This window comes from Listeria farberi (genome assembly GCF_014229295.1).
In the GTDB taxonomy this organism is placed as follows: domain Bacteria; phylum Bacillota; class Bacilli; order Lactobacillales; family Listeriaceae; genus Listeria; species Listeria farberi.
Map to the genome: position 1 here is coordinate 308,143 of NZ_JAARZL010000003.1, position 13,824 is coordinate 321,966.

The following is a 13,824-nucleotide window of genomic DNA, read 5'->3' on the forward strand; positions in this document are numbered from 1 at the left end:
TCCAATAGACAAATGCCTGATTTATTGATATTATTTTAAGCAAGAAACGTTTTTTTCTCTACCGAATTTCACAGATAAGAGCAAATAAGAACATGGGAGGGACGATGTATGAAAAAAGCCGAATCAAAAGTAGCGAGAATAGAAAATCGCTATATTAAAGATACCGCAACAATGAAAAAAACTCGTAATCGTCGCCGTATAGCCCTGTTTCGTAGACTTGCTTTTATGGCCATTATCTTTGCTGTCGTTGGTGGACTACTAACTATTACGTATACCAAACAAGTTTTAGCCCTCAAAGAAAAAAAAGAAAAGCAAGTGCAAGTAGATAAGAAAATGGTTGCAATGAAGGATGAGGAAGAAGCGCTAAATGATCAAATCAAAAAACTTCATGACGATGAATACATAGCCAAACTAGCAAGAAGCGAGTATTATTTATCCAAAGACGGAGAAATTATTTTTAATATTCCCGAAGAAAATTCGAAACAAAAAGAGTAAGTCAAAGCCGAGCCGTCATTCTCCATGGTAGAATCAAAGGGAAAATAGAGTTGAGTATTTTTGGGGTTTGTAAGTTTGACTGTTTGACACTCTTTTTATTATAGCTATAATTAAGCAATAGAGTGATATTTTAAGGAGGACGCATTTTTTTATGTCGATCGAAGTAGGCAACAAGTTACAAGGGAAAGTTACTGGGATTACTAATTTTGGAGCATTTGTGGAGCTAGAAGGTGGCAAAACAGGGTTAGTCCATATTAGTGAAGTAGCAGATAACTATGTTAAAGACATTAATGACATCTTAACTGTTGGGGATGAAGTTACTGTTAAAGTAATGAATATTGGTGATGATGGTAAGATTGGCCTGTCCATTCGTAAAGCGGTGGATCGTCCTGAACGCCCAGAGAAAAGTTACGATCGTAAGCCAAAATACAGCAAAAAACCTGCTGGAAACTATGTAAAACCAGCCGAGAGCTTTGAAGATATAATGTCTAAATTCTTGAAAGATAGTGATGAAAGACTTACTACTATCAAACGCCAAACAGAATCTAAACGTGGCGGCCGAGGCGCAAAACGCGGCTAATACACTAAAATTAATTGTAATGTATAGAGATGCACCGTATTGGATCATTAATACGGTGCACTTTTTGATAAAAAATGTGAGAGCCGAATTTTGAAGGAAGGTTTTCTTGAATGGATGACATGGAAAAACGAGTACATAGATATATCGAGAAACACGAATTAATCCGATCCGATGATAAATTGCTTGTGGCAGTTTCTGGCGGTCCGGATTCTTTGGCGTTATTACATTTTTTATGGAAATCAAATTTAGTTTCAAAAGAAGCGATTTCCGTCGCGCATTTAAACCATCGCTTAAGAGAAAACGCAGCAAAAGAACAACGCGTCGTCGAAACTTTTTGCGAGAGGCATAACATTCCTTTTTACATAGAAGAAGTAGACATAAAAACTCAAGCCCAAATTTTGCACAAAGGCATTGAAGAAACAGCTCGTATTGTCAGATATGCTTTCTTTGAAAAGGTAATGGCTAAGAATAACATAAACAAACTAGCGCTCGCGCACCATGCAGATGACCAAATCGAAACAATCCTAATGCGGCTAGTCCGTGGCAGTGCTGGTATCGGGTGGTCAGGCATACAACCAAAACGCGAGGTGAGAGGTGGACAAGCAATCCGGCCTTTCTTACCAATTACAAAAGCAGAAATTATAGATTACGCAAAAAAACATGGATTAGCATACGAAACGGATGAATCAAATGCTAGTCTAGAATACACGAGAAATCGATATCGGGCACAACTTTTACCATTTTTAAAGCAAGAAAATCCAGCCGTCTATTCGCACTTCGAAAGATTTTCAGAAGAAACAAGCGAAGATTTCCAATTTTTGGAGGCACTTGCGAGAGATGTATTGAAGAAAAACCTCATTAAAAACGGCAAAAAGACAACACTTTTACTTAGTAGCTTTAAAAATGAAGCGAATCCTTTACAACGTCGTGCAATTCATTTACTATTGAGATATCTGTACAATGAAGATGCCAGTTTTATTACGGTAAATCATATATATCAGATTATCCAAATAATTCAAAGCGACAATCCATCTAGTTCGATTGATTTACCGAATAAACTTATTGCAAGCAGAGCATACGATGAACTTCATTTTCAATTTGGAGAAAGACAAGCTTCTTCTGAGTTTTATCATCAATTAGAACTGAACGATCGCATTGAATTAGAAAATAAAACAAGCATCCGATTAAAGTTAAAAAGTTCTGTTGTTCAAACAAATGGGCTAAATGGAATGCTACTGGATGCAGGAGATATTGTTCTTCCATTAATCGTCCGAAACCGTGTGAACGGGGATAAAATGACGATGAAAGGGCAAGTAGGTAGTAAAAAACTAAAAGACATTTTCATCGACGCCAAGATACCAAGGCAAGAACGCGACAATCTGCCCGTGATAACAGACTATACTGGAAAAATCCTTTGGGTTCCTGGTGTGAAAAAGTCTGCCTATGACCGAGAGTTTAGTCGTAGCAAAAAGCAATACATTATTAGGTACACTCGAAATATAGGAGGAAACGAGAGCATGCATAATGATATTCAGAAAGTACTGATATCGGAGGACGAATTACAAGAGAAAATTCGTGAACTGGGTCGTGAGTTGACAACAGAATATGAAGGACGTAACCCATTAGTAGTAGGTGTGTTAAAAGGCGCAACCCCATTTATGACTGATTTACTTAAAAGAGTAGACACATACTTAGAGATGGACTTCATGGATGTTTCCAGTTACGGAAATGGGACAGTATCGTCAGGTGAAGTGAAAATTATTAAAGACCTAAATGCTTCGGTAGAAGGTCGTGATGTACTTATAATTGAAGATATCATTGATAGCGGTCGTACACTTAGTTATCTAGTGGATCTTATTAAATATCGCAAAGCAAAATCAGTTAAACTGGTTACTTTGCTTGATAAGCCAGCTGGAAGGAATGTAGCGATTGAAGCAGATTATGTAGGCTTTGTCGTGCCAAATGAATTTGTCGTTGGTTACGGGTTAGACTATGCTGAACGATACCGCAATTTACCATATATTGGTATTTTAAAACCAGAAATTTATAGCGAGTGAAAATAATTAACAAACAGAACTAATTTTTGTTAAAATGTAATAGTTACCTTTTTCGAAAACAAAAAGAAAAAAATTGCTGCCAAACGTGCAAAATAGTGGGCAATCTAGATTCGGTATGCTATCATTAGTCTTAGTTTTCGAAGGTGAAAATTGTATCAATAAATATTAAAAAATCTAAATTAATAATAGAATAACTTCGTAAGAGAAAAAGCGAAACGGATATGTTTTTAATAATCAGGGGAAGATAACTTTGTTTCTAAATCTGCTATTAGTCAAAAACAACTTTTAAAGGGGTAAAAATCCAGAAAAAGTAAGAATCCAAGCTCTTGCGTGGGAGGAGGTAAGGAATGAACAGGTTTTTTAGAAATGCGATATTTTATGTCATAATATTCCTTGTTATTATCGGGATTGTTGCTTCATTTAACTCAAACAAAGAGGCAGCCAAAGATATTAGCTATTCAGAATTTGTGAGTAAATTAGAAGATGGTAAAGTTAAATCTGTAGAAATACAGCCAGACCGTAGTGTTTATACAATCAATGGGGAATTTAAATCTAGTGATAAAAGTTCCGACGACAAAAAAACCGGTCTTGGACAAAGCAAAACAAGTAGCACTGCTTTCACAACATACGCTTTAAACAGCGATACTTCCCTTGATGATTTACAAAAAACACTCAAAAGTGAAGACGTGAAAACAACAGTAGTACCTGCCAAACAAAACAGCGGTTGGGTTACATTCCTAACTTCTATTGTACCTTTTGTAATTATCTTTATCCTCTTCTTCTTCCTAATGAGCCAGTCTCAAGGTGGCGGCGGTGGTAAAGTAATGAGCTTTGGTAAAAGTAAAGCCAAACTTTACAACGACGACAAGAAGAAAGTTCGCTTCACAGATGTAGCTGGAGCAGACGAGGAAAAACAAGAACTTGTTGAAGTGGTAGAATTCCTAAAAGATCCGCGTAAATTTGCGGACCTTGGTGCTCGTATTCCTAAAGGTGTCCTTTTAGTAGGTCCTCCGGGTACTGGTAAAACCTTGCTAGCTCGTGCAGTTGCCGGTGAAGCGGGAGTGCCATTCTTCTCTATCTCAGGTTCAGACTTTGTAGAAATGTTTGTTGGTGTCGGTGCAAGCCGTGTCCGCGACTTATTCGAAAATGCGAAGAAAAATGCGCCATGTATCATTTTCATTGATGAAATTGATGCAGTAGGTCGCCAGCGTGGAGCTGGAATGGGCGGGGGTCACGATGAACGTGAACAAACCCTAAACCAATTACTAGTTGAAATGGATGGTTTTGGCGGCAATGAAGGTATCATCATTATTGCAGCAACTAACCGTGCAGACGTACTTGACCCAGCGCTTCTTCGTCCAGGCCGTTTTGACCGCCAAATCATGGTTGATCGTCCAGACGTAAAAGGCCGTGAAGCAGTACTTCGTGTCCATGCTCGTAACAAACCACTTGCTAAAAGTGTTGATTTAAAAGCAATCGCTCAACGTACACCGGGATTCTCTGGTGCTGATTTAGAAAACTTACTGAATGAAGCCGCACTAGTTGCAGCTCGTTCCGATAAGAAAGAAATAGATATGAGTGACCTCGATGAAGCTAGTGACCGCGTAATTGCTGGTCCAGCTAAGAAAAATCGAGTTATCTCTGAAAAAGAACGCCGCACAGTTGCGTATCATGAAGGTGGTCACGTTATCGTCGGAATGGTACTTGATGAAGCGGAAGTTGTGCATAAAGTTACCATCGTTCCTCGTGGACAAGCTGGTGGTTATGCCGTAATGTTGCCAAAAGAAGATCGCTTCCTAATGACGAAAGCTGAGTTAATGGACCGTATTACTGGTTTACTCGGTGGACGCGTAGCCGAAGAAGTTACTTTTGGTGAAGTAACAACTGGTGCAAGTAATGACTTTGAACGTGCTACTGAACTTGCTCGCCGCATGGTAACTGAATGGGGTATGAGTGACAAGATTGGACCACTTCAATTCACTTCTGGTAACGGTCAAGTATTCATGGGCCGAGATTTCGGTAGCGACAAAGGATATTCCGATAAAATCGCCTACGAAATTGATACAGAAGTTCAAAGCTTAATCCGCTACTGTTATGACCGCGCTAAAACAATCATTACAGAACATCAAGAACAACATAAACTTATCGCGGAAACATTACTAAAAGTTGAAACTTTAGATGCTCGCCAAATTCGTTCCCTATTTGATGACGGTGTAATGCCTCCAGATATCGATACAATTGACGTAGAAGCAGAATATCCTTCTGAAAAAGACGAAGAAGTAGTGGGTAAATCTTTTGAAGAAGAAAAAGAAGACTTAAAAGAAGAAGAAAAAGTCAAAGAAACTCAAGATGAACCAAAAGAAGTAACTTCGGAAGATGCTCCAAACATTGAGCAAACGCCAAACGATAAAAAAGACGAATAAAATCAAAGAGGCTGGGCTTTCCCAGTCTCTTTTTTGAAGCTATATTATTCGGATTTCTAACTAAAACATGTTATGATACGTTAGAAAAATCTTCTAAAGGACGGTATTTAAACTTATGATACTTGTAATTGACGTTGGAAATACTAACTGTACTGTCGGAGTTTATGAAAAACAAAAACTTCTAAAACATTGGCGGATGACAACAGATCGTCACCGCACATCTGATGAATTAGGGATGACAGTCCTGAACTTTTTTTCATATGCGAATTTAACTCCTTCTGATATTCAAGGAATTATTATTTCGTCCGTAGTTCCACCAATTATGCATGCAATGGAAACAATGTGTGTACGTTATTTTAATATCCGGCCATTAATCGTTGGTCCAGGAATAAAAACTGGTTTAAATCTCAAAGTAGATAATCCGCGCGAAATTGGATCTGACCGAATCGTAAACGCCGTAGCTGCATCTGAAGAATACGGAACTCCAGTAATTGTAGTTGATTTTGGCACAGCAACCACGTTTTGCTATATCGACGAATCAGGTGTATACCAAGGTGGTGCCATTGCTCCTGGAATTATGATTTCAACAGAAGCTTTATATAATCGCGCTGCCAAACTTCCGCGTGTAGATATTGCTGAATCTAACCAGATTATCGGGAAATCTACTGTGGCATCCATGCAAGCAGGCATTTTCTATGGTTTTGTCGGCCAATGCGAAGGAATCATTACGGAGATGAAAAAACAATCCAATGCAAGTCCAGTAGTAGTTGCGACTGGCGGGCTCGCTCGGATGATAACGGAAAAATCTTCTGTAGTAGATATTTTAGACCCGTTTTTAACATTAAAAGGTCTAGAACTTCTATATAGAAGAAACAAACCGACTACAGAAAAATAAAAGGAGTTTTATATAATGAGCGATTATTTAGTTAAAGCGTTAGCCTACGACGGTATGGCGCGTGTATATGCAGCAGTAACAACTGAAACAATCAAAGAAGCGCAAAGAAGACACGATACATGGTCTGTCTCCTCCGCTGCACTTGGCAGAACGATGACAGGGACACTTTTCCTTGGAGCAATGCAAAAAGAAGATCAAAAAATCACTGTTAAAATCGAAGGCGACGGCCCAATTGGTCCAATTGTTGCTGATAGTAATGCGCAAGGCCAAATCAGAGGATACGTAACAAATCCACACGTTCATTTCAGTGAACTAAATGAAGCTGGAAAACTAGATGTCCGCCGCGGGGTTGGAACATCTGGCATGCTTTCGGTTGTAAAAGATTTAGGTTTTGGCGAAAATTTTACCGGACAAACACCAATCGTTTCAGGCGAAATAGGCGAAGATTTTACGTATTACTTAGCAACATCCGAACAAATCAATTCTTCTGTCGGTGTAGGAGTGCTTGTTAATCCAGATGATACGATTGAAGCAGCAGGCGGTTTCATGTTGCAACTACTTCCCGGCGCGACAGATGAAATCATTGATGAAATTGAAAAAAACCTTACAGCTTTACCAACAGTTTCTAGAATGATTGAAGCAGGCGAAACTCCAGAATCTATCCTAGCTAAATTAGCGGGCGGAGAAGATAAATTACAAATTTTAGAAAAAATCCCGGTGTCCTTTGAATGTAACTGTTCCAAAGAACGCTTTGGCAGTGCAATAATTTCGCTTGGAAAAGAAGAAATCCGTTCCATGATAGAAGAGGATCATGGCGCAGAAGCAGAATGCCATTTTTGCCGAAACACTTATGATTTCTCAGAAGAAGAATTAGAAAAACTATACGAAGAAGCCAAGTAAAGAAAAAGGAGCACCTAACCCGGTGCTCCTTTTTAAGAGGTTAAACTTGACAAAATAGGTCGGAATTAATTAAACTAGATGAAAGACCTAAAAAAGATAGGAGTGCTTTAATAATGACAATTGCAAATTCAATCACTGATTTAATTGGAAAGACACCTATTGTGAAACTTAACCGTTTGCCAGAAGCAGGAAGCGCGGATGTATACGTGAAATTAGAATTCCAAAATCCAGGTGGTAGCGTAAAAGACCGTATTGCTAACGCGATGATCGAAAGCGCTGAAAAATCTGGTGCATTAAAACCGGGTGACACAATTATTGAGCCGACTAGTGGGAATACAGGTATCGGCTTAGCAATGGTAGCGGCAGCAAAAGGTTATCAAGCAATCTTCGTAATGCCGGAAACGATGAGTTTAGAACGCCGTAAATTACTTCAAGCTTACGGTGCAAAATTAGTATTAACACCGGGACCAGACGGAATGAAAGGTGCAATTGCTAAAGCGGAAGAACTTGCAAAAGAAAACAACTATTTTGTTCCGCAACAATTCCATAACCCAGCAAACCCAGCAGTTCATGAAGAAACGACTGGACCAGAAATCGTTGAAGCTTTCGGTAAAGACGGCCTAGATGTTTTCATCGCAGGAGTTGGAACAGGTGGAACAGTAACCGGTGTAGGGCATGTACTGAAAAAGAATTACCCAGATGTTAAAATCTATGCTCTTGAACCAGAAGAATCCCCCGTACTTAGTGGCGGTTCTCCATCTCCGCATAAAATTCAAGGTATCGGTGCCGGCTTCGTACCGGATACATTAGATACAAAAGTGTATGACGGCATTCTAAAAGTTTCAAGTGAAGATGCCCTAGAAACAGCGCGTGAAGTAGCGAAAAAAGAAGGTATCTTGGTAGGTATTTCTTCCGGAGCAACTATTAAAGCTGCTCTTGATCTTGCGAAAGAACTTGGTGCTGGCAAAAAAGTACTCGCAATTGTTGCGAGTAATGGTGAACGCTACTTAAGCACACCGCTTTATAATTTTGAAGATTAATAATCAGAGGGCCTAGATTTTCTAGGTTCTTTTTTATGAAAAGAAATAAATGCATTTCTTATTATTTTCTAATCAAATGCACAGCAGAAATTTTCTTTTCTTGGTTAATATATAGACATAAGCTAACAACAAGCAAAACATTTTCATTCTTTCCCCTTTTGGAATGGAAATCCCAAACTCCCTTTTTGACCAGTGTGGTTTACTCCCTTTTTCCACACTGGTTTTTTAATGCAAAAAATGAAAAGAAAAACCGAGAAATCTCATGAAATTTTAACAAAAATCACAGCATACCCACCAAAAACTTGGTTAATATATAGACATAAGCTAACAACAAGCAAAACATTTCATTCTTTCCCCTTTTTAGAATGAAAATCCCAAACTCCCTTTTTTGACCAGTGTGGTTTACTCCCTTTTTCCACACTGGTTTTTTGATGCAAAAAAATGAAAAGAAAAACCGAGAAATCTCATGAAACTTTAACAAAAATCACAGCATATCCACCGAAAACTTGGTTAATATATAGTCATAAGCTAACAACAAGCAAAACATTTTCATTCTTCTCCCCCTTTTTAGAATGAAAATCCCAAACTCCCTTTTTGACCGATGCGGTTTACTCCCTTTTCCGCATCGGTTTTTTTGTGCGCTAAAATTACTGAATTCTGCTATAATAAATCTCGGAAAGAGGTGTTGGTGCTTGAAGAAGTGGAAAAGGGATCACCTAGGTATGGTCATGGGAATATTGAATGTTACGCCAGACTCTTTTTCGGATGGCGGGAAATATATGCAAGTGGAAGAAGCTGTGGCTCGAGCGTTACAAATGGCGGAAGATGGGGCAGCGATAATTGACGTTGGGGGAATATCTACTCGTCCAGGTTTTTCGGAAGTAACTCCTGAACAAGAACTTTCCCGAATTATTCCTGTCATCAAAGCTGTCAGAGAAAAATTACCAAATATATGGATTTCCGTTGATTCTTGGCGTGCTGAAGTAGCGGAACAAGCTATATTAGCAGGAGCTGATATGATAAATGACCAATGGGGCGCGAAAAAAGAACCGGAAATTGCCGAAATCGCTGCGAAATACAACGTGCCGATTTGTTTAATGCATAACCGGGAAAACGTACAATACGATAATTTTTTAGAAGATGTGAAAAAAGACTTGTTAGAAAGTATTGCCATAGCTAAAGCGGCATCAGTGCCAGACGAGCATATTATTCTCGATCCGGGATTCGGTTTTGTTAAAACACCTGCTCAGAATTTAGAAGTGTTACGACGCATTGATGAAATAGTTGCACTTGGCTACGAAGTTTTACTCGGAACGAGCAGAAAGTCAACCATTGGCCTCGTACTAGGAACTACTTCGGATGATAGAATGGAAGGAACTGGAGCGACAACTGTATACGGATTTTCGAAAGGCTGTACAATAACTCGTGTCCATGATGTGCTTCCAATTGCACGCATGGTACGAATGACAGATGCAATCACTGGCAAATTAGATATTACAAAAATATAAAGAGGTGCTTTAGTTGGATAAAATTTATTTAAACGAATTAGTATTTTACGGATACCATGGAGTTTTAGCGGAAGAAACAAAACTAGGACAAACGTTTCGAGTCTCATTAATCCTTGGACTTTCCACTAAAAAAGCGGGGATGTCAGATAGTGTAGAAGATACAGTCAGCTATGCAGAAGTTTATGAAACAGTAAAAGAAATAGTAGAAGGAAAACCATTCAAGTTAATTGAAGCACTTGCAGAAAAAATTTCAATAGAAGTTTTAGCGGGTTATCCTCTTTTGGAAGAAGTAACTGTAAAACTTATAAAACCAAATCCGCCGATTCCGGGACACTATGACTCTGTCGCGGTAGAAATTGAACGTAAAAGAAGTGATTTGAATGGCTAAAGCATTTCTATCAATTGGTACAAACATTGGTGAACGTTTAGAAAATTTAAATGATGCGCTAAGAGGTTTAGTCGCTTCGGATCAAATTAAAATTATCCATGTATCTAGTGTATATGAAACAGATGCAGTAGGTTACGAAAATCAAGCAGCATTTTTTAATATCGCCGTAGAAATCGAAACCAATTTTTCGCCGGTTGATTTACTAGACTTTTGCCTCGCGCTCGAACTTGAATTGGGGCGAGTTCGCTTATTTAAGTGGGGTCCACGTCTCATTGATATTGATGTTTTATTATATGATGATGTTAAAATCGATACAGAAAAGCTGAAAATCCCACATCCTTATATGAAAGAACGCGCTTTTGTGATGATCCCGTTAATAGAAATTTCGCCAGAAAAAAGCAATCTTGTTAAGAATTCAGCCGCTTTGGAAGAACAAGGCGTTCGAAAAATAAAAAATCACGTCAACTGGTAAAATTGGCACTTGCAGAAAAAACAGATTATGATAACATAACACTAGCGCAATTTAAGAGGAAGGGGTTTACCATTAATGTTTAAAATAGGTAATGTAGAAATTAAGAACCAAGTAGTTGTGGCGCCAATGGCCGGTATATCTAATTCCGCATTCCGTCTAACTGTTAAAGAATTCGGAGCAGGCCTCGTTTGCTGTGAAATGATTAGCGACAAAGGAATTGCATACCGTAATGCTAAAACGCTTGATATGCTATATATTGATGAAAAAGAAAAACCACTGAGCTTACAAATTTTCGGTGGTGAGAAAGAAACGCTTGTAGAAGCAGCGAAATTTGTAGCTGAAAATACAACAGCAGATATTATTGATATTAATATGGGATGCCCAGTAAACAAAATTATCAAATGTGAAGCTGGAGCAAAATGGTTGCTTGATCCAAATAAAGTATACGATATGGTAGCTGCTGTAGTGGACGCTGTTGATAAACCAGTAACAGTGAAAATGCGTATTGGTTGGGACGAAGAACATGTCTTTGCTATCGAAAATGCGCTTGCTGCTGAACGTGCCGGAGCTGCAGCTGTTGCAATGCACGGTCGTACTCGTGTTCAAATGTATGAAGGTAGCGCAAACTGGGACGTGCTTAGAGATGTAAAACGCGAACTCAAAATTCCTTTTATGGCCAATGGTGATGTGAGAACACCTGAAGATGCAAAACGAATTCTAGAGCACACCGGAGCTGATGGCGTCATGATTGGTCGTGCTGCTCTTGGAAACCCCTGGATGATTTATCGTACAGTGAAATTCCTGGAAACAGGAGAACTTCTTCCAGAACCGGAACCACGCGAAAAAATGCAAACTGCTATGCTTCACCTAAATCGTTTAGTCGAGCTAAAAGGGGAAAATATTGCAGTTCGTGAATTTAGACAACATGCAGCTTACTATCTAAAAGGTGCTCGCGGAAGTACTCGCGCGAAAGTGGCTGCTAACCAAGCAACAAAACAATCAGAGATGGAAGCAATTTTAAATGAATTTGTTCTTCAATATGAAGAAAAAGCATTAGCGAAACAAGACTAATTAGGATTGCCTCGAGTTTTCGGGGCAATTTTTAAATTTATACTAGAAAAATCAGACTAAAAAAGCGTATAATGGAAACATCTGTAGAAATGAATAGAATAGGAGTGTACCTATATGAGTAACGAGAATCATGAAGAACTAAATGACCAACTCATCGTCCGTCGCGAAAAAGTGGACACATTGCGCGAAGAAGGCATAGATCCTTTTGGCGAAAAATTTATCCGTTCCATCAGCCCGGAAGAAATCGAAACAAAATTTGCTGATAAATCAAAAGAAGAACTTGAAGAAGCTGCTATTGAAGTTTCTGTAGCCGGCCGTATTATGACGAAGCGTGTCAAAGGTAAAGTAGGTTTCACGCATATTCAAGACCGTTTTCATCAATTACAAATCTACATCCGTAAAGATGCTATTGGCGAAGATGCCTATGCGATTTTCAAATTAGCTGATTTAGGAGATATCATTGGCATAAAAGGAACTATTTTCCGCACTAACACAGGGGAGTTATCCGTAAAAGCAACAGAATTCACTTTACTTTCTAAATCATTACGCCCACTTCCTGATAAGTATCACGGTTTAAAAGACGTAGAACAACGCTATCGTCAACGTTATTTAGACTTGATTACAAATGAAGAAAGTCAAAACCGTTTTGTAATGCGTAGTAAAATCTTGAAATACACTCGTGATTACATGGATAATCAAGGTTTCTTAGAAGTAGAAACACCAGTACTCCATACCATTGCTGGCGGGGCTGCTGCAAAACCATTTATTACACACCATAATGCACTTGATATGGAATTATACTTACGAATCGCGTTAGAACTTCATCTGAAACGCCTAATCGTCGGCGGAATGGATAAGGTTTATGAAATCGGCCGTGTTTTCCGAAATGAAGGAACATCCACACGCCATAACCCTGAATTCACTATGCTAGAATCATACGCTGCTTATGAAGATTATGAAGATGTTATGGACTTAGTGGAAGGTTTAGTATCAACAGTATGTAAACAAGTAAATGGAACAACAAAAATAACATACGGTGAATACAATGTAGATTTGACTCCGAAATGGCGTCGGATCCACATGGCAGACGTAGTCAAAGAATATGTAGGCGTAGATTTCTGGAATGTAACCTCTGATGAAGAGGCGCGTGAACTAGCTAAAAAGCATGATGTAGCAGTAACGGAACACATGACATATGGTCATATTCTAAATGAATTTTTCGAAACATATGTAGAAGAAAAACTTATTCAACCAACATTTGTTTACGGACACCCAGTAGAGATTTCTCCATTAGCGAAGAAAAACAAAGAGGATGAACGCTTCACCGATCGTTTTGAATTATTTATCGTTGGACGGGAGCATGCAAATGCGTTCTCAGAATTAAACGACCCAATTGATCAAAGAGAACGTTTTGAAGCGCAAATAAAAGAACGCGAACAAGGAAATGATGAGGCTCATGGGATGGATGCAGATTTCCTTGAAGCATTAGAATATGGACTACCTCCAACAGGGGGATTAGGGATAGGGGTAGATCGCCTAGTAATGCTATTAACAGACGCTCCATCTATTCGTGATATCCTGTTATTCCCAACAATGAAACACCGCGATTAACAATGAATCCAGAGCTGTTTTTCTCAGTTCTGGATTTTGCTGTTTTTTTAGAAAAAAACAAATTTGCCAAAGAGAAACTTTTTCTTAAAATATGCTTGCAATCCCTATGAAAACATGATATATTTATAAACGTTCCAGTTAAACGAAGACAAAATGTGCTTGAGAAAATTAAATTTTTTTGAAAAAACATCTTGACTTTAATACCTGAATAGAGTAAGATATAAGAGTTGCTGCTAAAAGCAACAAAGAAGAAAAAGTGACCTTTGAAAACTGAACAAAGAAGAAGACGAAAAGCAATGAGACGTAAAGTCTCACTGGTAATCGCAGGGCAGAAAACAGAAAGCTGTTTTCAACAAAAACAAACTAGTAATTTAATTGCTAGCG

At 38.6% G+C, this 13,824-nt stretch carries 12 protein-coding genes; all 12 read left to right on the forward strand.

Annotation, left to right across the window (positions count from 1 at the left end; genetic code table 11):
• The first annotated feature begins 108 nt into the window (after positions 1–108).
• The 12 genes from HCB38_RS10850 to lysS all read left to right on the forward strand — a co-directional run bounded on the left by HCB38_RS10850 (position 109) and on the right by lysS (position 13,440).
• Complete coding sequence (locus tag HCB38_RS10850) at positions 109–495, forward strand: FtsB family cell division protein (protein WP_185619808.1); 387 nt, start codon at positions 109–111, stop codon at positions 493–495.
• Positions 496–646: 151 nt separating this feature from the next.
• The gene (locus HCB38_RS10855) at positions 647–1,075 is read left to right on the forward strand and encodes a S1 domain-containing RNA-binding protein (protein WP_185319467.1); all 429 of its coding nucleotides are present in this window, start codon (positions 647–649) and stop codon (positions 1,073–1,075) included.
• A gap of 110 nt (positions 1,076–1,185) precedes the next feature.
• Positions 1,186–3,132: a bifunctional tRNA lysidine(34) synthetase TilS/hypoxanthine phosphoribosyltransferase HprT gene (locus HCB38_RS10860; RefSeq protein WP_185638480.1), complete on the forward strand. Its 1,947-nt coding sequence runs from the start codon at positions 1,186–1,188 to the stop codon at positions 3,130–3,132.
• 347 nt (positions 3,133–3,479) lie between these two features.
• A complete protein-coding gene (gene ftsH / locus HCB38_RS10865; protein WP_185319465.1) occupies positions 3,480–5,555 on the forward strand; it encodes an ATP-dependent zinc metalloprotease FtsH in 2,076 nt (691 codons plus the stop codon).
• Between the two features lie 115 nt (positions 5,556–5,670).
• A complete protein-coding gene (locus HCB38_RS10870) occupies positions 5,671–6,450 on the forward strand; it encodes a type III pantothenate kinase (RefSeq protein WP_185319464.1) in 780 nt (259 codons plus the stop codon).
• 15 nt (positions 6,451–6,465) lie between these two features.
• Entirely contained in the window at positions 6,466–7,350 is an 885-nt protein-coding gene (gene hslO, locus HCB38_RS10875; RefSeq protein ID WP_003725747.1) for an Hsp33 family molecular chaperone HslO, read from the forward strand.
• 113 nt (positions 7,351–7,463) lie between these two features.
• Positions 7,464–8,390 carry a cysteine synthase A gene (gene cysK / locus HCB38_RS10880; RefSeq protein ID WP_185319463.1) on the forward strand — a complete coding sequence of 309 codons (927 nt, stop codon included), beginning with the start codon at positions 7,464–7,466 and terminating at the stop codon, positions 8,388–8,390.
• A 692-nt stretch (positions 8,391–9,082) separates the two neighbouring features.
• Positions 9,083–9,898, forward strand: coding sequence for a dihydropteroate synthase (gene folP, locus HCB38_RS10885; RefSeq protein WP_185619812.1), 816 nt, complete (start codon positions 9,083–9,085; stop codon positions 9,896–9,898).
• 13 nt (positions 9,899–9,911) lie between these two features.
• Positions 9,912–10,286, forward strand: a complete 375-nt coding sequence (gene folB, locus HCB38_RS10890) for a dihydroneopterin aldolase (RefSeq protein ID WP_185319461.1) — start codon at positions 9,912–9,914, stop codon at positions 10,284–10,286.
• Positions 10,279–10,758: a 2-amino-4-hydroxy-6-hydroxymethyldihydropteridine diphosphokinase gene (folK, locus tag HCB38_RS10895; protein ID WP_185319460.1), complete on the forward strand. Its 480-nt coding sequence runs from the start codon at positions 10,279–10,281 to the stop codon at positions 10,756–10,758. Before folB ends, folK begins: the two co-directional genes overlap by 8 nt.
• A gap of 75 nt (positions 10,759–10,833) precedes the next feature.
• A complete protein-coding gene (dusB, locus tag HCB38_RS10900) occupies positions 10,834–11,829 on the forward strand; it encodes a tRNA dihydrouridine synthase DusB (protein ID WP_003723750.1) in 996 nt (331 codons plus the stop codon).
• Between the two features lie 114 nt (positions 11,830–11,943).
• A complete protein-coding gene (gene lysS, locus HCB38_RS10905) occupies positions 11,944–13,440 on the forward strand; it encodes a lysine--tRNA ligase (RefSeq protein ID WP_185619814.1) in 1,497 nt (498 codons plus the stop codon).
• Positions 13,441–13,824: the final 384 nt, after the last annotated feature.

Coding starts and splice junctions, on each gene's coding strand:
- folK (WP_185319460.1), top strand. CDS start 10,279: ATGGCTAAAGCATTTCTATCAATTGGTACAAACATTGGTGAACGTTTA.
- dusB (WP_003723750.1), top strand. CDS start 10,834: ATGTTTAAAATAGGTAATGTAGAAATTAAGAACCAAGTAGTTGTGGCG.
- HCB38_RS10855 (WP_185319467.1), top strand. CDS start 647: ATGTCGATCGAAGTAGGCAACAAGTTACAAGGGAAAGTTACTGGGATT.
- HCB38_RS10850 (WP_185619808.1), top strand. CDS start 109: ATGAAAAAAGCCGAATCAAAAGTAGCGAGAATAGAAAATCGCTATATT.
- HCB38_RS10870 (WP_185319464.1), top strand. CDS start 5,671: ATGATACTTGTAATTGACGTTGGAAATACTAACTGTACTGTCGGAGTT.
- HCB38_RS10860 (WP_185638480.1), top strand. CDS start 1,186: ATGGATGACATGGAAAAACGAGTACATAGATATATCGAGAAACACGAA.
- lysS (WP_185619814.1), top strand. CDS start 11,944: ATGAGTAACGAGAATCATGAAGAACTAAATGACCAACTCATCGTCCGT.
- cysK (WP_185319463.1), top strand. CDS start 7,464: ATGACAATTGCAAATTCAATCACTGATTTAATTGGAAAGACACCTATT.
- ftsH (WP_185319465.1), top strand. CDS start 3,480: ATGAACAGGTTTTTTAGAAATGCGATATTTTATGTCATAATATTCCTT.
- hslO (WP_003725747.1), top strand. CDS start 6,466: ATGAGCGATTATTTAGTTAAAGCGTTAGCCTACGACGGTATGGCGCGT.